Below are 18904 nucleotides of genomic sequence, written 5' to 3'. Positions count from 1 at the left end.
TTGCCTTATGGTTGTCGATATCGATCCGGCATGGTTCATGGCCGTCTTCTACACTGCGCTGCGCATCGGTGTCGTGCTGGTGATGACGCCTATTTTCTCCAGTCTGACCGGCATGGTGACGGTGCGCGTGCTATTTACGCTGGCGCTGAGCGTGATGCTGGTGGCTGGCCTACATGTCCAACCGTCCAATGCGCCACTGGCGATGGGACCGGTGGTGCTGGCTGCCATGGCCGAGGTAGCCAATGGCACCACATTGGCATTTGGCGTCTTCGCTGCCTTCGGCGCATTTTCTCTGGCAGGCAAGATATTGGATATTCAGAGCGGCTTCGGTATCGGCAATGTGTATGACCCCGTGGCACGTACCAGCGCCCCCTTGTTTGCTAGCATGCTCAACCTGCTTGCTGTGGCTGTGTTTTTCGGCATGGATGGCCATCATGCACTGCTGCGCGGACTGGCTTTTTCTTTACAGGTTACTGCGCCAGGAGGCGGCTTTGCCGGTTTTGCGCTCGACGCCGTGATACGCCAGTTTGGTGTGATGTTTTCTCTAGGCGTGGCGTTGATCATTCCCGTCATTTTTTGCTTGCTGCTGGCAGAGACGGCGCTGGCAGTGGTCTCACGTGTGTTGCCGCAAATGAATGTATTCGTGGTCGGGGTCCCTGTGAAGATTTTTACCGGTGTGGCGGTGCTGGCCCTGACCGTTGGTTCGATGGGTCCGGCCATGGGGCGCATCTATAGTTCGATTTTTACTTATTGGGAACAGGTACTGATCTAAATGTCCAGTCAAGATGCGGATTTATCGGAACAGGCTACCCCACACAAGCTCGATGAGGCGCGTAAAAAGGGTTCTGTTCCGCGCAGTAGTGACATGAATGCTCTGGCTATGCTGGCTGCGGTGGTGGTGACGATCTATGGCAGCGGCTGGGATGCGTGGCAACGTATTGGTTTGCTGCAGCAAAAAATTCTGGCCCATGGCAATCGCGTGGACTGGAGCGTTGATGGCATGGCTGCCTGGATCGGCCAGTTGCTGACAGATATGCTGAGCATCATGGGAACGTTGTTCCTGACCTTGGCCGTCGTGGCGGTTTTGATTAACCTGTTTCAGACTGGTCCGATATTCACTTTTCATCCTCTGATTCCGGATTTAAACCGGCTCAACCCGGCCACTGGTCTGAAGCGCATATTTTCCATGCGTACCCTGTTTGAGACGGCCAAGAGTCTGATCAAGTTGGTCATTCTTGGAACGGTAGCGTACTTCCTGGTACGGGACACCATCCCGGGCCTGATAGGGTTGCCATCGCTGGATGCCAAGGCTTACTCGCGCATGCTGATCGCCTTGATTGGCACCTTGCTGGTCAAGCTGGTACTGACGCTGTTGTTTATTGGTTTGGTCGATTTTGGATTCACCCGCTGGGAATTCGCCAAACGCATGCGCATGAGCAAACGCGATGTCAAAGATGAGTCGAAGAATCGCGAGGGGGATCCGCGCATTCGTGCGCGCATCCGTGAGTTGCGCAAGGAAGTATTGAAACGCAGCAAGGGACTGGCCAACGTTCCGTCGGCCGATGTCTTGATCACCAATCCGACTCGGCTGGCAGTGGCTTTGCGCTATCAGCATGGGACCTCCAGCGCGCCACAGGTGGTTGCCAAGGGGGCGGGCGAGATGGCGCGGCGTATGCGGGAATTGGCGGGACGCCATGATATTCCTATAGTACAAAACAAAATGTTGGCGCGGATATTGTTTCGGGAGGTGGGCGAGGAAGGATTCGTGCCCGAGAAACTGTATCCGCAAATCGCCAAGATCATGATTTGGGTTTATACAATGCGCGATGCAAGGCGTGCTTCTGGAAAGGTAGTTTGATGTCGGCTTTACGTCGTATTTTTAGCAGCAATGCGGACTTAGTAATGGTGTTACTGGTGGTGGGCATATTGACGGTACTATTTGTGCCAATACCGTCGGCTGTGCTCGATTTCCTGATCCTGACCAACGTCAGTTTTGCTCTGCTGATCCTGTTGCTGACGTTCTATATCAGCCGGCCTGTAGAGTTTTCCACCTTTCCCTCGCTGCTGCTGATCGCCACGCTGTTCCGCCTGTCGCTCAATGTGGCCGCGACGCGCCTGATCCTGTCCGACGCTGATGCGGGCCGCGTGATTGCTTCAATCGGCGCCTATGTCGTGGGCGGCAATTATGTGATTGGACTGATCGTCTTCCTGATCCTGGTGGTGGTGCAGTATGTCGTCGTGACGAATGGCGCGCAGCGCGTGTCGGAAGTGGCGGCGCGCTTTACTCTAGACAGCATGCCTGGCCAGCAAATGAGTATCGATGCGGATTTGAACATGGGTTTCATCGATCAGGAGGAGGCCAAGCGGCGGCGCAAGACGCTGGAAAAGGAAACCGGCTTTTATGGCGCAATGGATGGAGCCAGTAAATTCGTCAAAGGAGACGCGATCGCGGGTATCGTGATTCTCTTGATTAACATCATTGGAGGCCTGGTAATTGGTGTCATGCAGATGGGCATGCGCTGGGACCAGGCATTGCAAACATTTACCTTGTTGACAGTCGGCGACGGTATCGTGACCCAGGTGCCAGCGCTGGTGATCGCAGTTGGCACTGGCATTATTGTGACCCGCTCCGCTTCGGATGGAAATCTCAGTGCGGAAGTACTGCGGCAGCTGACCTCCTTTCCGAAAACGCTGCTGGTGGTTGCCGCTGCCCTGTGCATTTTGATTTTTTTACCCGGCATTCCAGTACTGCCGGTGCTGTCGATTATTGCCGTATTGCTGCTGGCCGCCGTCCTGGTGCACAAGCGAGGTCAAGGCGAAGCAGGCAAGGTGGATCTGGATAAGTCTGAGCAGAAAGAAGCGGACGACCAGGATGCCTACGAGATGTTGAAAGTGGAGCCGATCGAAGTGTTGGTCGGTGCGAGTCTGTCGCCGCTGGTCGATGGCGAGAAAACAGTTTTCATGGAGCGTATCGCGGCAATACGCAAGCAATATGCGCTGGAGTCGGGCATGGTGTTGCCGCGCGTGCGATTTCGCGCCGCTGCGCATTTATCGGCCAATGCGTATGAACTGCAGGTATTTGGTGTGCCTGCTGGACGTGGCGAGATCATGAGCGAGCGCACCTTGGCTATTCATTCGGGGGGAGAAGCGCGGCCGCTGAAGGGTATCGAAACTCGCGAGCCAACATATGGCCTGCCTGCGGTATGGATCGAGGATAGTGAGAAGGAATTTGCGCGAGCTTCCCGCTACACGCTGGTCGACGCCAGCACCGTGTTCATCACGCATTTGAGCGAGGTGCTGAAGCAGCAGTCGGCGATGTTGTTGACCCGTGCGGAAACCGAACGGCTGTTGCAACGGGTGCGGCAACAGCAGCCGGGCATGGTCGAAGAGTTGATTCCGACCGTCATGTCGGTTGGTGATGTCCAAAAGGTTTTGCAAAACCTGCTCAGGGAGAAAGTCTCGATCCGTAATCTGGAAGGCATCCTGGAAACCTTGATCGACATGGGCAAAAACAGCAAAGACCTGAGCTATCTAACAGAGCTGGTGCGTCAGAAGCTCGGATCGGCCATCTGTCAATCGCTGCTTGGTGACACCGCCGCACTCAATGTACTGACCTTGGATCCTGCCATCGAACAGAATCTGATGCAAAGCGTGCGCGGCGCCGAATTGGGTAGCACGCTGGTGGTGGAGCCCAAGTATGCGGAACAGCTACTGACGCGTCTGGCAGCCCAGTCCGAACGCATGATGAAGGCGAATATGCTGCCGGTGTTGTTGTGCTCCCCCGATTTGCGGCGCCATGTCCGTGCTTTGTCTGAGCGGGTGATTCCGCATATGCGTGTCCTGTCGATGGCCGAAATCCCGAATACGGTCAATTTAAAGGCATATGGTACTGTGAGTTTGTAGCGGTCGGCAGCATTCCTGAGCAGGAACTTGAAAGTAGCTTAACCACAGCTTGTAATTTCCTTTGTGCACGAGAATTGTTGGATTTCGCTGGTTAACGTTATGAGAGTGTGTTGTCTATGCTGAGAAGGTACAGGCAAGAACTGCTACGTTTTTCTTCTTTTGTTTGTCTTGTCGACCTTTAATTTTTTAATTATGCTTGTGATACTTTCGTTAAAACCTGGAGCAAACTTGGAGCAATGAAAGATGGCGTCAGATCGCTCTAGCGCAAAAGATACCGGAAGTTACCCATTTTTATCCCGCTCTGTCGTAGGCTGTTGTGATCTATGCTTACTTTGTTTCTAATTCGGAACTTGCACTTTCCACCAAGAATACATACAGAATCAAGGACTTGCGAGAAATTGCAAGTCCTTTTTTGTTTTGCGTATGGGAAAAGAGGACTGTTCAGGGGGCGGCCTGCATCGTCAGGATGCGTCTCCCGGCATCAATTCACACTGCGGCAATTTCTTGCGTATGCTAGTTCCCCACCGCCCGATCCGGGATGATCCATTGGAAATCCGTGAGGGTGAACGGTGCCAGGCAGGAGCTCCTGGGGTTGAGCGAGGCGCGCAGGTTCGGGCATTGTGGATTTTGATAGCTGGCCACGCCCGGTGTCATGGCTTTAAAGCTGCTGGGCCAGCCCGCGTTGGCGTGGCAGGTGTAGCAGCTGGTGCCGACGGGGTGCGTCACCAGTTCGATGTACGGGTTGGTGGCGACGGGAAGCAGTGCCGGATTGCCTTTTTCCGGGATGCCGTAGGCTTCCGTCAGCAGATAGTGTTTCCATGGCCCCGTAGCCTGGATGTCGGCCGGGCGGTTGGCGGCGTACGGCATGCTGTCGGGGCGGTCCGACCACCACACGCTTTGCAGGCCCCAGCTGGGAATTTCCTTGGTATTGATGTGCATGGCGACGGTGACCAGGTAGTCGCCTGCGCCGAATGACTGGCCGTTCAGCCAGTAGCTGGCGGCGTTGATGATGGCCTTGTCGGCATCGTCGAAACTGGCCCAGTCCGCGTCGCTTACCTTGTGGTGGTAGAAGTCCTGCAAGCCGTATACCTTGGCCAGTTTGGTGATGCTTGGCCATGGCGTGGTGCCGCCGTGCTTGTACACGCCATGCAGGTAGCTGACCTTCGCCATCTGGCCGACCTGCTTGCCGTCCGGGTCGATGGCAACGGCGGTATGCCACTGTTCGTAGCCCGCATAACCGGTATATTTGGCGCTGAAGTCGTCGTGCCACACGGGCAAGGCGGTCAGGCCCTTGGCTTTCACTGGCCAATACATGTGTTTGGTCACGACATAGCTGGCTGGCGCATTCAGGTTATGCACGCGCTTGGCAGGGTCGTCCTTGCTGTACAGTGCGTCCAGGGTGCTTTTCTTGTAGACGGGCTGTTTGGGATCGCGGATGAAATCGAGCGCCTCTTTGCTCAGCGATTCCGTCGCGATCATGATATCGCCGTTGAACGCGAAGTGGATGCCATCGAGGATGCCGCTGACTTTGCCATCCTTTGCGTACGTGATGGCGCGCGGATAGGCCTTGATGACCTGTTCCGGAATCGGGTAGCTTGGCGTGTTTTTCAGGTTGACGGGAGTCAAGGTGCTTGCGCCCAGGCGGCCCATGTGGCGCTTGGATGGCTTCGCGCCCGCCGTGTCGGTTGCCGCAGTGGCGGTCAATGCCGCGGTGTCGGCAAACGCGTCAGTGCCGTTGGGCCAGGTGTACCAGACTGGCCAGTCCAGGCCAGCGGCCGGTTGCATGATGCCCGCCCACAAACGCCAGCCGTGCGCGCGCACGACGGCGTTGTCGCCAGTCTTTACGGCCGTCTGCAGCGTGCGGGTTTCCGCCGGTTCCAGATAGCCATAGCCCTTGGGGAAGGGCTGGTAGGCTGGCGTGCCGGCGGCTGCGGTGGCGCAGAACAACACGGCGAGGCTGGCGGACACTAACTTGGGAACGGACATGAATGCACCTGTTTAAGTTTAGTTATTGAAAGACATAGTATCCGCAAATAATTGATGGAATCTCAACAATTGTCACTGCGGATTGCCCTCGCGAACGACACCGGGCGTTTGATTGCATCACCTGAATGACATGAACATGAAAAATACCAACAAGGCCACCCTGACCGGGCTGGGCGCCATTCTGCTGTGGAGCTCGATTATCGGGCTGATCCGCAGCGTCACCGACCTGCTGGGACCCACGGGCGGGGCGGCGATGATGTACAGCGTGGCGTCGGTGTTCCTACTGCTGTCCGTGGGCTACACGCGGCCGGGCGAATTTCCACGCCGCTATCTGGTCTGGGGCAGCCTGCTGTTCGTCACCTATGAACTGTGCCTGGCGCTGTCGATAGGTTATGCGGGCACGGCGCGCCAGGCCATCGAGGTTGGCATGGTGAACTATTTGTGGCCAACCTTCACCATCGTCGCGGCCATCGTGTTCAATGGACAGAAGAGCAATTTCCTCATCGTGCCGGGTTTCCTGCTGTCCGTCGCCGGCATCTGCTGGGTACTGGGCGGCGAACAGGGCTTCGACCTGGCCGGCACCGTGGCCAACGTGCGCGGCAACCCGCTCAGCTATGGCCTGGCCTTTGCCGGCGCGCTGATCTGGGCCGCATATTGCACCGTGACGGCGCGCATCGCGCAGGGCAAGAATGGCGTGACGCTGTTCTTTATCCTCGTTTCCATCAGCTTGTGGATCAAATACCTGCTGCAAGGTGGCGGCCCCATGGCGTTTACTTCCGAGGCCCTCATCTACCTGCTGCTGGCCGCCGGCGCCATGGGTTTTGGCTACGGCGCCTGGAACGTGGGCATTTTGCACGGCAACGTCACGATCCTGGCCGGCGCCTCGTATTTCATCCCCGTGCTGTCCGCCGCGCTGTCGTCGCTGCTGCTGCGCACGCCGCTGTCACTGGCCTTCTGGCAAGGCTCGGCGATGGTATGCGGCGGCGCCATCCTGTGCTGGCTGGCGACGCGGGCGGGGCGCATCAGTCCAGTCAGCAACTAGAACGGCGTAATACACGCGGCCAGGTTGCCCGCCAGGCAGGCTCAGGCGTCGTCGTCAGAAAGTCCTGCAGCCCGGACCGGGAGCGAGTCCCCACGACTTGCCGAAGCTGCCCCGCCTGCACGCTTCAATCGTGAAATTGGGCCTGGATTTGCCGCTGCATTGCCGCGCGGACCAGCAAGGGGCGTGGCCTACCTGGTCCGCGGCGGCATCCTTCTCTGCCTTGGCGGTGGCCGGGCCGGCCGCCGCATTTTCCTTGGGTGTTTCCTTGTCCTGCTTGGCGGCACCCGCCATCGATACGGCCGAAATCAAGGCGACAAGGCAAAACAGACGTTGCAGTTTCATATGAACCTCCTGGTTGAATGAGAAATGTCAAACACACTGTTGTACTGCTGGGAAAGAAAGGCGATTCAATTTTTCATGGTTTCCGGCGGGCTTGCCTTGTCCGGTGGGGGAATGTTGGTCCGGTCCTGATTCCGGTAGGCGATCGGCCTGATCTGTGTCCCATCCGAGCGCGTCACCACCAGGTCGGTCAGCAATTGCCATTGCCATACACGCGCTGTTTCCTTGAAGATCAGCTGTTCCGAGTATTCGACGCTGGTCTCTTCCGTGCGGCCGCTCAGCTGCGTCAATGAAAACGTGTTGGTCATGGAGAGGGATGCCGAGGCGCTGGGACCTTCGAACACGGCACCGACCTCGACATTCGTGGTGATCGACGTCGACCGCTCGAAGGTCGTGGATTCTTCTTTCGTCACGCCCACGCGGTAGGTTGTCGTCGTGGTGCCGCCCCCGGTCGGCGATAAAACGTTGTAGCAAAAATAGTAAGGCTGGGCGGCGATGAAGTAGAAGGGCGACGTGTAAGGCTGGTCGGGTACGTTGCTGGCGTCACCGGGGATGGCGGTAAACGGGACGATCACGACAGGGCTCAAGCCGGCCTTCAGCTTGTGGTTGACCACAATTGCGGGGTCCAGCTCCGGCTTTTGCGGGGCGGGAAAATCAAATGGTTCCACGTCGAGGCAGGCCATGGGCAGGCGCAGGTAAAATGCCGGCAAGCCGCCATAGGTATACGCCAGCGGCGACAACAGGACGTATCCATCCTGAACATCCTTCCATTTGTCCGGCCGTGCCTTCGGCGCTTCCACGCTGCCGCTGCCTTGCCATCCGTGTTCCTGCCACACCCGGATCTTGTCGACGGACATACACAGGTCTTTTCTTACGCACCAATACTTGCTTATGTCCGGCTCCCTGGGGTTAAAGCAGATGCCAAGCGCGTAATAGCCATCCGGCGCAATGGGTTGCCAGTAGCAGATGTCCCTGGGGTTTTTGGAGCCTCTGTCATTGACCAGAAAACGGAACCCCGTCGGATGCGCCAATGCGGGACCGAGGGCGGAAGGCGTTGCTTCCGGGCACGGTGACAGGTAAAACATGGGAGACGCCCGGGGCGGCTGATACGGCGGAGCCAGTCTGGTGGACACGGCGATATCGCCGACAGGCAGGCAATTCGCATCTCGCTGCCCGCTGCCCGTGAACTGGTAAAGGCCGATCCACGGCATGTTATTCAGGTCGGGGGGGAACTTGCTCAGGTCCAGTTGGCTCCAGACTTCGGTAAACTCCTCCGGCTTGCCTAAAGTCAAGCAAATTTCACCGTAGCGCACCGCCGTCCTTGTCCAGTCAGTGGCGCGTACCGCCTTGACGATGGCGGCGTTCGCCTTTTCATTGTATGGCGCCAGAGCGAGGGTGGCGTCGCTGGCATCGTTGTTGTCGTTAAGCATGGGCGCTGAACTCCGTCGAGAGTAGGAACCGGCCCCGCAACTGTCGCGGGCGTGTAGGGAGCTTGATTCTCCCTCCCTGGTTCACGCCGACTTGACACCCTGTTTCACTTTTTTAAAATATTATTTTGAGGAAATATCATTCCGAACTGTTCACGGTAGTCGCGCGGCGACATGCCATACGCGCGGCTGAATGCGCGTGAGAAATCGGAGGCGCTGTTGAATCCCAGTCCCAGTCCGATCTGCGTCACGGCAAGATGGCGCATGCTGGTCAGTTCATGTGCCGCGTCGCGCAGGCGGCAATGGCGGATGTAGGCGGCCAGGCCTCCCTGGGATTCAAACAGGCGGTAGATGGTCGAGCGGGCGACGGGGAATGCCCGCATCACGCCGTCCGGCGTCAGGTGTTCCTCGTGCAGGTTCGCCTGGATATAGTGTTCGATCTGTCCCTGCAGCGCGGCGCGGGCGGCAGCGCGCCCATGCTCTTCCAGGCGCTGCTGCTTGGCAAATGCGGCAATGATCAGGCGGGCGCAGGTGCGTATCGTCTGCTCTTGCTCGTCTGCCGGCAGCGCTGGCAGGCGCTGGCACAGGATCTTCAGGTAACCCGGCAGCATGCGCGTGAGCGGCGTGGTATAGCCGACGATGCGGCCGTGGATGGCTTCGGCATCGGGCAGGTGCGCGCTGACCGCGGCACGGGGCAGGAAGAAGGCCAGTACATGCGCCCGCGTCGGCCGCGCCATGCTCATGGGCTGGTTCATGTCCAGGGCCAGTATGCCTGGCGTGTATTGCTGCGCTTTAGCGCTGGGGCGTGCCGTGCTGGTCTCGATAATGCCCTGCACGGCGATGTGAAAGACGAAATCGCGCATGCTGTCGGTGGAGATGCGCTGATTGCTGCGTAGCTGGGTCACCGCATCCGTGCGGCTATCCAGATACGCCATGTCCGGCAGCAGGTAAGTGTCGAGTTCTGCGTGAAATCCATTGTCCAACTGCTGGCGCCGTACCTGCAAGTCAAGAAACCGGCCCAGATAATCGCGCCAGGCCAGCAGCTGCAGTTCCTTGTGCTCGCTGGCGACGCTGAAATGCTGCCGCGTCAGCCCGCTGACGGGGGGCGTGCGGGCATGCCTGATGTCACGCGCGGCAAGCAGGTCGCGCATCGCCGTGGAATATTCCTGGCCCAATGGTGGTCGCTCCAGTCCTAGAGGGTAGCTGTTGCCGGCAGCTTGTCCGCCAGCGGCATGATCTTGCCGGGATTGGGCGTGGCCGTCAAGACAGGTTGCCGTCCGCTCAGGAACGAAACGATGACGCAGCAGCATCCCGCGATGCAAACAAGGCGTTCCGCATCGGGGCTGGGCTGACGGGCGGTTGGCAATGCCAGCCGCCCGTCAGCCGCTAATGCGACAACACCGAATCGCGCGACCTGTGCCCGAGGTAAGGCAGCAAGCTGATGAGGCCAAGCACGGCCAGCGCGACACCGACCCACAGCGGGGAGCGCAAGCCGTAGCCGGCGGCGATGCCGAGGCCGCCGAGCCAGGAACCGGCGCCCAGGCCGATGTTGATGACGGACGTGTGCACCGTGTTGACCAGCGGCCCCGGATGGGCCGTTTTCATCACGCGGGCGATGATGGCGGGATTCATCGACATGCCGACCAGGCCCGTGACCACCAGCAAGGCGACACTGATGGTTTTGTCGTGCGCAAAGACGGCGAACAGCGCCAGGCTGATGCTCAGGATGACCATGCCCCACACCATGATGACGGTGGTGTAGCGGTCCGCATAACGGCCGACCACGCCATTGCCCACTACGTTGGCGACGCCGTAGATGCCCAGCAGCCAGGGGATTGAAGATGCTGGAAAACCGGTAATTTCCGTCAGGATGGTCGCGAAATAGCTGAACGCCGCGAAAATCGCGCCGATGATGAGGCCGCTGCTGGCGTACGCTGCCCACAGGTGGCGGTTGCGGAACTCCCCCAGTTCATTGCCGAGGCTGACAACTTCGGATGGCTTGGCGCGCGGCACCAGCACGGTGATGAGCGCCAGGCACAATAGCGCCAGCAGCACCACCAGCCAGAAGCTGGCGCGCCACCCCAGGTGCTGGTCGATGAGCGTAGCGACCGGCACGCCCACCACCGAAGCGAGCATGAGGCCGCCGATCACGACGGCGGCGGCGCGTCCGCGCGCGTTGGGAGCGACGATTTCGGCACAGATCGCCAGGGACAGGCCAAAGCAGGTGGCGGCGGCCACGCCCGTGACCACCCGCGCGATGGCCAGGATGTCATAGCTGGTGGCGGATGCGGCAACGGATTGGGCAAGGACATAAAAGCCCAGCAGCCACAGCAGTCCCTTCTTGTTCGGTACGCGCAGCTTGAGCAGGACAATGGTGCTCAGCGGTCCGCCGATGACCATGCCCATGGCGTAGAGCGAGATCAGATAGCCGATCCGTGTCACCGGTTCGTCCATGGCCAGGGCCAGCGACGGCATCATGCCCGCCACCATGAATTCGGATGTCGTTAACGAAAAGATCGTCAACCCCAAAATGTAAACAACCAGCGGCATATCAATATCCTTCGAGAGTAATAACAAAAACACTTGCCAGGCGTGGCGCGCGCTCCGGCCGCATGCGGCCCTTGCGCGCGCCACGGCCCGGTCAGGTGTTGCAAGACGTAAAGACGCTGTCCGGAATGTCGCCGACAAACAGGTTGGGAAAGTCGCGTACCGACTGGTGCTGCGGGTCATTGCCGGTGACCATGCGCAGCAGGCGGTTGCCACCGGCCTCCAGGTAAAAGAGCGACGGCGGCTTGCCCGCCCGCTCGACTACCCAGGCGTCCGCCTCCCGGCCCAGCACGGTGTGGCGGCCATCGTGACGGGCACCGCCGTCCAGCAGCACCGCCTGCGGCAGGAACAGCTCATGGAACGGGGTCACCTCATCGGCCAGCGCCGTGCCCTGCAGCTGCTCGCCAGCCGCCTCCGCTTGCCTTGCGTAGGCCACTTTCTGCTTGCGGCTTTGTTCGCGCCTGGCGTCGCCGATTTCCGACATCCACAGCAGGTGTCCATGTTCCTTTTCCGACCAGGGGTTGAACAGGCCGTCGATGCGGCAGATATTGCGCGCATAGTCGAACCAGCAGTAGCCGGACGTGACCTGGTCATCCGCCTGCATCGGCGTCCAGTAGGAGACATAGGCGCTGCTCCATTGCATCGGCAGCAGCGGCGGGGAGACGTGTGTCGGCATGGTATCTCCCTTAGCGGCCCAGCGCGTAGCCAAGGCTGGCCATCAGCGCTTCTTGTAGCGACGGCAAGTCCTTGCGGCGGGCGTCGAAGCTGGCGGTCAGCTCTTCATTGCTCAGTTCGATACGTTCGCCGACGCTTTCAAACCACAGGCGGCTGCTGTTGGCGTGTTCCTTGAACAATTGCACCAGGGGCACGGCACGGGCATTGAAGCTGTCCAGTGCGGCGGCCTTGCCGTCTTCGGTATTGAGGATTTTGACCAGCAGCAGGGCGACCACCACCGCCATGGTGGTGCCATGGCCGATGGAAAAATGCCCCGATTGCAGCGCATCGCCGAGCAGGACGAACTTGCCGTCGCAGGCCTGGTCGTGGCTGAGGGTCATGAAGTTGCGCCAGCCCTGGCCCGGTTGGCTCTGCAGTCCATGCTCGCCGAGTTCGGCCTTGAACGTTTTGGCGATGTACGCGGCGGCATCGCGCTCGGACAGCGCCTCCAGCCCGGCCTTGGCGTAGGTCTCTTCGCTGCATTCGACGATAAAGGTGCTCATCGTGTCCGAGTATTTGTAGGCATGGCTGATGAAAATGCCGTGCTCATTGCTGCGGAACACCAGGTTCATCTGGTCGAACAGCTGGGTGGTGCCGTACCAGATGTATTTGTTGCGGCCGAAATCGATGTGCGGCGCCAGTGCTGGCGGCAATTCCAGCGATTTGTAATTGACGCCATTCGATACCACCACCAGGTCGTACTCGGCTTCCAGCTGCGCCTTGTCCGCCGGCGGCGTTTCGTAACGGATGGCGATGCCGGCCGCCACGCACTTGGCGCGCAGTGCCTGCACCAGGGCCTGGCGTCCGACGCCGCACAGGGTAACGCCGGTGCTCATCAGGTTGGGCTGGTCGTGATGCACGAGTTTGAATTCTTCCAGGAACTGCGGATTGAGCCGTTCCGGCTGCTCCAGGTAGGAGAGGGGATTGGCGGGGTGGCGCGGCGGCCGCCCCGGCAGCACCACGCCCCAGCCCAGCACTTCTTCCGGGGTGTTTTTTTCCGTAATACTGATATCCCAGCCGGGCTGGGCCTGTTTCATTTGACTGGCAAAGAGCAGTCCTGCGGGGCCTGCGCCGATGACGAGAATTTTCATTAATTTACCCTTCCAAGTTTGTACCAAACGTTTTGTTTCTTCTGGATTTGCTGCAATTCATCGTAAGGAACCGATGTGAAGTACAGTTTCTCCGCCATGTCTGGCGGATAAACACGGGGGAATTTCTTGTGCATGTAGCGCGTGTAGCGCGTCTGCAGGAAGAAAATCAGATTCGGATTGCTCAGCGCCTCATAGTTGGCGATCGCCATGTCCTGCATGGCGTCCGCCTGCACCTTGCGCTGCTGCGTGAATTCGGACAGGGCAGGGCCCAGGGCATTGCCGTGCTTTTCCAGCAGGGAAACGAAGACGTGGACGTCTTCCAGCGCCATGTTCATGCCTTGTCCGAGGAACGGGGCGGTGGCATGCGCCGCATCGCCGATCAGCAGGATATTGGCCTTGTAGTGGAAGGTGCTGGAACGGACATTGATGAGGTCGTTGCTGGGCAGCGCCATGAACTGGTCCAGCATCTCCTTGCGACGGTCCGGCGGCAGGGTGCCGAAGTAGCGGCTGAAGAAATCGGCCATGGCTTCGCGGTTGAGCGTGCCCAGGCTGGGCGTGCCGGTGTAGGGCAGGCACAGGGCAAAGCTGATGCTGCCGTCCGGGATGGTGGCCGCGCGGCCGGCAAACAGGCCCTTGGAATCCATGCCGAAGAAGTACAGCAAATCCTTCCTGAAACCCAGATCCGCCGCGTTCGGCAACACCAGCGTCTTGTAGCCGTGGCGGAAGTAACTCTGCCTGAACTCGAAACGCCGCATGCCGCTTTGCATGGCGCGCCGCACGGCAGAGTGGGCGCCGTCGGCGCCAATGACCAGGTCGCCATGCAGCTTCTGCAAGGCGCCGTCCGGGCCCTGGATCAGCACGATCTTTCTTTCCAGGTCGACATCCAGGCATTTATGCTCAAAGTAATACTTCACCTCGTGCAGGGCGGCATGCCGGTTCAGCAGGCGCTGGAAGGCGGTGCGGTCCAGCGACAGGGGGAACAGGCCTTCGAGCGGGGTCAGCTCGCGTATCCGGTGCCGGCCGCCCACGCTGAATGCCATGCCGACGATGGGTTCGCCGCACTGGTCGAGCTCCTGCTTGCTGATGCCGGCGGCCAGGACGGCCTTGATGCCGCGTACCGTCATGCTCACGCCGATGGCGCGCGAGTTGACGGGGTCGGCGTTGGCGGCATTCTCCAGCAGCGGATCGCCGCGCTTTTCGACAACGTGGACATCGTGCCCCCGTTGCGCCAGATAAATGGCGCTGAGGCTGCCTGCCAGGCCTCCGCCGACGATAATGATTTTATGCATTTCAAGCCTCTCTTGACATCTTTCCCCGAGATAAATCGGTAAGTTGCTGATTAAAAAACTCCAACATTTCTATTGGCGCCATGCCGATGGCATCGCTCTCCAGGCCGCGCGCGTACTGCGCCAGCGCCAGGCATTTCTGCGCCAGCATGTCGCAGCCCAGGCTGTAGTCGCCGCTGACCCGGCTGCTGACCGGCTCGGGCACGGGCGGTCCCGCATGGCGGCCAGGCAGGCCGGACGGCATGTTCATCAGGGCCGCCGACAGGGGGCGCAACAGGCCTGTCATGATGTCGATGGACGCGTTCATCAGGCGCGAGCGGCGCAGGCTGCCCAGCGGCTGCTGCGCAAAATGGTGCGCCATCATCAGGAAGGTCAGTTCATAGCAGCCCTGATACAGCTGCATCAGCGCGCGCGCCTTCTGATCGGTCACCACGCTGCAGTCCGCGCGCGCTTCCAGCACGGGATTCTTCAGCGCCGGCAGCGCCGGTTCGAACGGCTTGTCGCAGGCCGAAAACCTGCCGGCGATGGTGCGCAGCCGCTGGAAGTGCGAGGAGGCGAAATGCGGCGAATCGACGGCCACGCCTTCTCCCTGTTCCGTGACGAAATCGATGGCGAACAGCGCGCTGTCGCGGTCGGATACTTCCAGCTGGTAGCCGGGATAGGCGCGGTTGGTCAGTTCTTTCAGGAACAGGTGGTGCTCGCCGCCGCGCTTGCCGCCGCCGCTTTCGAACAGGCCGGGCAGCTCGGCCAGGGCCTGGCGGATCGCGATATAGAAGGTGGCGATGGATTTGCCCGGCGTGGGAATGTAGTCGGGCCATTCGAAACGCACGAAGCGGGCCAGCACGTGTTCGGAAAAAGGTTCGAACGCAAATTCCGTGTCCAGGCCGAAACGCTGGCGCGCCTGCTGGCCCAGCAGCGGGGTACCGCTGTAAAACGGTTCGCCAAGCGCCATCAATACATTGTTCACCAATAAGTAGTGAATCATTTCTTCATGGGCGATTTCCAGCAGCGCGCCGCGCGTGCCGCTGTTGCGTCGCCGGTCTTCGGCGCCGCAGGCCAGCTCCAGCTCGGCAGGCAGCCAGCGGCCGGACTGCACCAGGGCCGCCCCCTGCGCATAATTGGGAATCGAATACGCGGCATACAGGTATTGCAGCATCAGCGACAGTTCCAGATCGATGGCTTTTTTCAGCTCGTCGATCAACTCCGCCTTGCAGCCGATGGCATGCGGCGTGGCCGGTTCCGGTGCCGCCGCCTTGGCCGCGGCTGCCGCCTCGACCCGCGTCAGGTATTTCAGGAACAGGCGCGACTTTGGCAGCGACAGTTCGCGGGTGCTGGGCATGTAGTAGCTCTTGTCGCGGTTCTGCGGATCGCACATCTGCCACATCAGGCGCGAATACGTTTCGCACTTGCACTGGTCCGCCAGGCTGAAGACCTTGTCCGACATGAAGGGATACACGAGCTCGTAGTAGCTCATCACATGCCGGTAGAGGAAGGCGTAGTCGACCTGTTCGGCCGGTACGTCGTCGAGGTCCCAGTCGTCGGGCAGCACGCGCACGCCGAGGTATTGCTTGGCCTTGCCTGTGCCCAGCACGATGCGGGTCGCGCCCGGCTTGCGTCCCGTCAGCGTCAGCGCCGTGTAGCCGTGCCCGAGCGGCGACGGATGCTGCTCCACGGCCAGCAGCGCGCCGTCTTCCGCCTCCGCCAAGGACGGGGGCGCCGCCAGCTCGCCGCGGAAGCGGCTTTGTACGGTGATGGTCTGCGGAAATTGCTCGTGCTTGTTCCGGTTCGGCGCTTCCAGGTACAGCTGGTTGCTGTCCGATTGCAGCACCCAGTCGGCTTCGTCCCACTGCGCCTGCGCGCTGCCCAGGCTGAGCGAGCCTGGCGCCGCGCCAGTGTGCTGCAGCGGCACGTCGAAGACGCCGTGATGGCGCCAGTAGTCGCGGTACAGCTGCTCGGGAATCCGCGCCAGAACGGTGCCGGCGCCGTCATGCAGCAGCAGGTCGCCCAGCGCCTGCTTGCCGCCCAGGGCATGCGTGGGATGCTGTTCCGAGACGGCGCCCATGTCGCGCGTGGTGAAGGGAATGGCGGTCGGCATGTTGAACGAGACCCGGTCCGCATGCACTTTCACCATTACCGGCCCCAGGCTGCCCTGGCGCGGCTGCAGCAGGCGGCCGGCCGGATAGGTGGCCAGCTCGCCGCGCCGCCACAGGCCGATGCTGCCGGCCAGGTCGTAGAACACGGGCGAATCGGGTTTTTGCGGCGTCGACATATTGAACAGGCAGTACTGCACCGTCAGGCCCAGCACCTCGTCGTCGGCCAGGGCTTGCTGCAAGGCATGCATACTGGCCGGCAGCGGCAGGTCCGCATTGAACAGGAAATGCGGGTCCTGCTTGGCCACGGAAAACTGGAACAGCCTGGCGCGGCCGAATTCCTCGTCCAGGAAATGTCCGCTGCGTTCCGTGATATGACCACTGCCGAGCCAGCGCACCGAGTGCGCCTGCGCGATGTCGGCCGTGAACAGCGTGGGCGTATTGGGCGTGGCCAGCTTGTCGCTCAAGGTGAACTGGCCCGCGTAGATCAGCGTGGTGTCGGGCTGCGCCGGGTTGTTGTCGATCCACCTGGCGCGGTTGAACGTCGTGCGCAGGTACTCGTTGTAGTGGCCCCACAGGCCCAGCTTGGCACCCACCAGCGCGTCCTGGGTATCGACCTCGCCATCGCGCAGCTGGACGCCCGTGATCCGCGCGTTTTCCCACGAGAAATGGTTGTTCCCGCAAAAATTATAGCCTGCCGCCTGGCTGAAGATGCCGTCCGGATCGGGCTTGCCCTGTGCGTTGAAGCGGGGGGCGAGCTGTTTCAGGTGCGCATGGAATTCGGCTGGCGGCCGGCTCAGGTCGACAGCCTCGCCCGCCATCGATACCGCATTCGTGGCGATATCGATGTTGCCGTGCGTATTACGATTCCCCGTCGGCACATTGGCGCGGGCAAAACCCCGAAAATGCAGGCGGGGGAAGTCAAGTAGGCTCATGCGCGCTCGGTCGAGGAAGTGATGAAGGTATCGTTGGCAGCTTCTTCTTCCGTCCGTTGATCGAGCCGTTGCAGCAACAGGCCGCTGGCGTGCTGGGCGCTGATCAGGCTGCCTTCCATCCAGCCGCAATGCGCGGTATAGGCATCCGAGCAGGAGATGATGCCGTCCCGGTGCAGCAGGATAGCCGGGTGGTCGGCTTCCGGCTCCACGCAAAATTCGACGCCATGCGGCCAGAACTTGTGGAAGTGCGCCTTGATCTGCGGCAGCGGCTGGCCATCGAGCGGCAGGACTTCTTCCAGGTGGCTGCGGACCCGCTCCAGGTATACGTCTTCACCAAGCTCCAGGCTGTCCCGCCAGTAGGTGGCGCTTTTGCTGTCGGTGTAGAACAGCACGTATTTGTCGCTCTTGAAGTAGATCTTGCGCAGTGGATTTGCCGCCATCAGCACCTTGTCGGTCAGCCCCAGCGCATCCCACCAGGCTGTGTCGAACGTGAAGAATCCCTTGAACAGGGGCAGCGAGTCGTACTGGAACGGACTCCAGGCGTTCGGGAAATCCAGGTTCAGGCGCGGCATGGCGGACGGCGGGATGGCCATCACCAGATGGCGCGTGCGGTGCATCTGCGTGTCGCCATGGTGGCTGAAGGCGAGCACATGGTCGGCGCCCGATTTTTCAACGGACAGCAAGCGGTGTTCGAGCCTGAATTCCACCCCGGCGACCTGGGCCTGGTGCTGCAACTGGCACAGCAATTCGTGGTAGCCGTCGGTGGCATAGTGCCACTGGTTGGCGGCGTTTTCCGTAAAGTGCTGCGTTTCCGGGTGCTTCTTGATGATGTCGTAGGCCATGGCCGCCGACACCATCGGCAGCAGCAGGGCGTCATAGCCGGTCGCCTTGATGATGTGGCTGGCCTTGGCGGCGCCCAGGTAATGGCTGACGAACTCGAGGAAGGAGTCGTTCGGATGCCTTTTCAGCATCGGGCTCAGCTCATCCAGCGTTGCCTTCAGCTCTTCCAGCACGCTATCGTGGGAGATGACCTCGGTGAACGGGTAGACCGCATGCGGCAAACCGCTGCCCTGCATGAGTTGCTGGAAATGCGGATGCAGCTGCGGCGAGTAGCGGGCGGCGCCGAGTTCGGCGATTTCCTCGCCATCTATTTTCCGCGACTGGATGCGGCCGCCTACGGTGGCATTCAGGTCGAATACGCGGATGCGCAGGTTCCTGCCGGCGGCGGCGTCGATCAGGTTGTTGGCGCAAGTTAAGCCTCCTATGCCGGCGCCAACGATGCAAATGTCAGAATACGTGCTCATACGAAATTCCTTTTTAACGTTCATTAATCAAAAAGCCGCAAAATCGCTAGCAAAAGTTTCCCCAGCACGTGTAGGCAAGGGAGGGGGAACGCAGGGTGTTACCGCACTTGGCGAGCGTTATCGGCTGGGGAGTGAAAAGCCTGGCGAGAACTGGCGTTGTGTCTGGTACGGTCGATTCTTGGCAGCAGAGTTTCTGTTTCAAATCAAAGATGGCACCGACAGTAGCCCAGGCATCGGGCA

Annotated in this window: 15 protein-coding genes; 4 read left to right on the top strand and 11 right to left on the bottom strand. The window is 60.3% G+C overall.

What is annotated here, in order from left to right; all coding sequences use genetic code 11:
- The first annotated feature begins 7 nt into the window (after positions 1-7).
- Genes O3297_RS08860 through flhA form a run of 3 tightly spaced genes read left to right on the top strand, consistent with a single transcriptional unit; the run spans position 8 to position 3903 of the window.
- Positions 8-772, top strand: a complete 765-nt coding sequence (locus O3297_RS08860) for a flagellar biosynthetic protein FliR (RefSeq protein WP_305048410.1) — start codon at positions 8-10, stop codon at positions 770-772.
- Positions 773-1858 (top strand): flagellar biosynthesis protein FlhB, encoded by a 1086-nt coding sequence (locus tag O3297_RS08855; protein ID WP_305048409.1) that lies wholly within the window; start codon positions 773-775, stop codon positions 1856-1858. It begins immediately after the preceding gene.
- The gene (flhA, locus tag O3297_RS08850) at positions 1858-3903 is read left to right on the top strand and encodes a flagellar biosynthesis protein FlhA (protein ID WP_305048408.1); all 2046 of its coding nucleotides are present in this window, start codon (positions 1858-1860) and stop codon (positions 3901-3903) included. Before O3297_RS08855 ends, flhA begins: the two co-directional genes overlap by 1 nt.
- Before the next feature lie 513 nt (positions 3904-4416).
- Here flhA and O3297_RS08845 read toward each other — a convergent pair.
- Positions 4417-5889: a hypothetical protein gene (locus O3297_RS08845; protein ID WP_305048407.1), complete on the bottom strand. Its 1473-nt coding sequence runs from the start codon at positions 5887-5889 to the stop codon at positions 4417-4419.
- A gap of 136 nt (positions 5890-6025) precedes the next feature.
- On the opposite strand from O3297_RS08845, the gene yddG reads away from it, so the two are divergent.
- Positions 6026-6931: an aromatic amino acid DMT transporter YddG gene (yddG, locus tag O3297_RS08840; protein ID WP_305048406.1), complete on the top strand. Its 906-nt coding sequence runs from the start codon at positions 6026-6028 to the stop codon at positions 6929-6931.
- Positions 6932-6985: 54 nt separating this feature from the next.
- Here the strand turns inward: yddG and O3297_RS08835 are convergent, their stop codons facing one another.
- The 10 genes from O3297_RS08835 to O3297_RS08790 all read right to left on the bottom strand — a co-directional run bounded on the left by O3297_RS08835 (position 6986) and on the right by O3297_RS08790 (position 18664).
- Positions 6986-7273 carry a hypothetical protein gene (locus tag O3297_RS08835; RefSeq protein ID WP_034784460.1) on the bottom strand — a complete coding sequence of 96 codons (288 nt, stop codon included), beginning with the start codon at positions 7271-7273 and terminating at the stop codon, positions 6986-6988.
- 65 nt (positions 7274-7338) lie between these two features.
- Positions 7339-8700, bottom strand: coding sequence for a Vps62-related protein (locus tag O3297_RS08830; RefSeq protein ID WP_305048405.1), 1362 nt, complete (start codon positions 8698-8700; stop codon positions 7339-7341).
- Between the two features lie 104 nt (positions 8701-8804).
- Positions 8805-9848 (bottom strand): helix-turn-helix domain-containing protein, encoded by a 1044-nt coding sequence (locus tag O3297_RS08825; protein ID WP_081345668.1) that lies wholly within the window; start codon positions 9846-9848, stop codon positions 8805-8807.
- 41 nt (positions 9849-9889) lie between these two features.
- The gene (locus tag O3297_RS08820) at positions 9890-10063 is read right to left on the bottom strand and encodes a hypothetical protein (RefSeq protein WP_305048404.1); all 174 of its coding nucleotides are present in this window, start codon (positions 10061-10063) and stop codon (positions 9890-9892) included.
- Positions 10064-10083: 20 nt separating this feature from the next.
- Entirely contained in the window at positions 10084-11247 is a 1164-nt protein-coding gene (locus O3297_RS08815; protein WP_305048403.1) for an MFS transporter, read from the bottom strand.
- Between the two features lie 91 nt (positions 11248-11338).
- On the bottom strand, positions 11339-11920 hold the full coding sequence (gene vioE, locus O3297_RS08810) for a violacein biosynthesis enzyme VioE (protein ID WP_092605137.1): 582 nt from the start codon (positions 11918-11920) through the stop codon (positions 11339-11341).
- Between the two features lie 10 nt (positions 11921-11930).
- Positions 11931-13049 (bottom strand): tryptophan hydroxylase, encoded by a 1119-nt coding sequence (locus O3297_RS08805; RefSeq protein WP_305048402.1) that lies wholly within the window; start codon positions 13047-13049, stop codon positions 11931-11933.
- On the bottom strand, positions 13049-14338 hold the full coding sequence (locus O3297_RS08800; protein ID WP_070256920.1) for an NAD(P)/FAD-dependent oxidoreductase: 1290 nt from the start codon (positions 14336-14338) through the stop codon (positions 13049-13051). The genes O3297_RS08805 and O3297_RS08800 overlap by 1 nt, the downstream gene beginning before the upstream one ends.
- A gap of 1 nt (position 14339) precedes the next feature.
- On the bottom strand, positions 14340-17360 hold the full coding sequence (vioB, locus tag O3297_RS08795; protein WP_305048401.1) for an iminophenyl-pyruvate dimer synthase VioB: 3021 nt from the start codon (positions 17358-17360) through the stop codon (positions 14340-14342).
- Complete coding sequence (locus O3297_RS08790; RefSeq protein ID WP_139144575.1) at positions 17357-18664, bottom strand: FAD-dependent oxidoreductase; 1308 nt, start codon at positions 18662-18664, stop codon at positions 17357-17359. The genes vioB and O3297_RS08790 overlap by 4 nt, the downstream gene beginning before the upstream one ends.
- Positions 18665-18904: the final 240 nt, after the last annotated feature.

It is taken from the genome of Janthinobacterium sp. SUN128 (assembly GCF_030587275.1).
GTDB classification, from domain to species: Bacteria; Pseudomonadota; Gammaproteobacteria; order Burkholderiales; family Burkholderiaceae_D; genus Janthinobacterium; species Janthinobacterium lividum.
The sequence above is the reverse complement of the archived record's forward strand: the minus strand, read 5'-3'. Positions and strand labels throughout refer to the sequence as shown.

Excerpts from the sequence above, each read along its gene's own strand:
- O3297_RS08860 (WP_305048410.1), top strand. The coding sequence starts at position 8 with ATGGTTGTCGATATCGATCCGGCATGGTTCATGGCCGTCTTCTACACT.
- vioE (WP_092605137.1), bottom strand. The coding sequence starts at position 11,920 with ATGCCGACACACGTCTCCCCGCCGCTGCTGCCGATGCAATGGAGCAGC.
- O3297_RS08790 (WP_139144575.1), bottom strand. The coding sequence starts at position 18,664 with ATGAGCACGTATTCTGACATTTGCATCGTTGGCGCCGGCATAGGAGGC.
- O3297_RS08805 (WP_305048402.1), bottom strand. The coding sequence starts at position 13,049 with ATGAAAATTCTCGTCATCGGCGCAGGCCCCGCAGGACTGCTCTTTGCC.
- yddG (WP_305048406.1), top strand. The coding sequence starts at position 6,026 with ATGAAAAATACCAACAAGGCCACCCTGACCGGGCTGGGCGCCATTCTG.
- flhA (WP_305048408.1), top strand. The coding sequence starts at position 1,858 with ATGTCGGCTTTACGTCGTATTTTTAGCAGCAATGCGGACTTAGTAATG.
- O3297_RS08835 (WP_034784460.1), bottom strand. The coding sequence starts at position 7,273 with ATGAAACTGCAACGTCTGTTTTGCCTTGTCGCCTTGATTTCGGCCGTA.
- O3297_RS08800 (WP_070256920.1), bottom strand. The coding sequence starts at position 14,338 with ATGCATAAAATCATTATCGTCGGCGGAGGCCTGGCAGGCAGCCTCAGC.
- O3297_RS08830 (WP_305048405.1), bottom strand. The coding sequence starts at position 8,700 with ATGCTTAACGACAACAACGATGCCAGCGACGCCACCCTCGCTCTGGCG.
- vioB (WP_305048401.1), bottom strand. The coding sequence starts at position 17,360 with ATGAGCCTACTTGACTTCCCCCGCCTGCATTTTCGGGGTTTTGCCCGC.
- O3297_RS08855 (WP_305048409.1), top strand. The coding sequence starts at position 773 with ATGTCCAGTCAAGATGCGGATTTATCGGAACAGGCTACCCCACACAAG.
- O3297_RS08815 (WP_305048403.1), bottom strand. The coding sequence starts at position 11,247 with ATGCCGCTGGTTGTTTACATTTTGGGGTTGACGATCTTTTCGTTAACG.
- O3297_RS08825 (WP_081345668.1), bottom strand. The coding sequence starts at position 9,848 with ATGCGCGACCTGCTTGCCGCGCGTGACATCAGGCATGCCCGCACGCCC.
- O3297_RS08845 (WP_305048407.1), bottom strand. The coding sequence starts at position 5,889 with ATGTCCGTTCCCAAGTTAGTGTCCGCCAGCCTCGCCGTGTTGTTCTGC.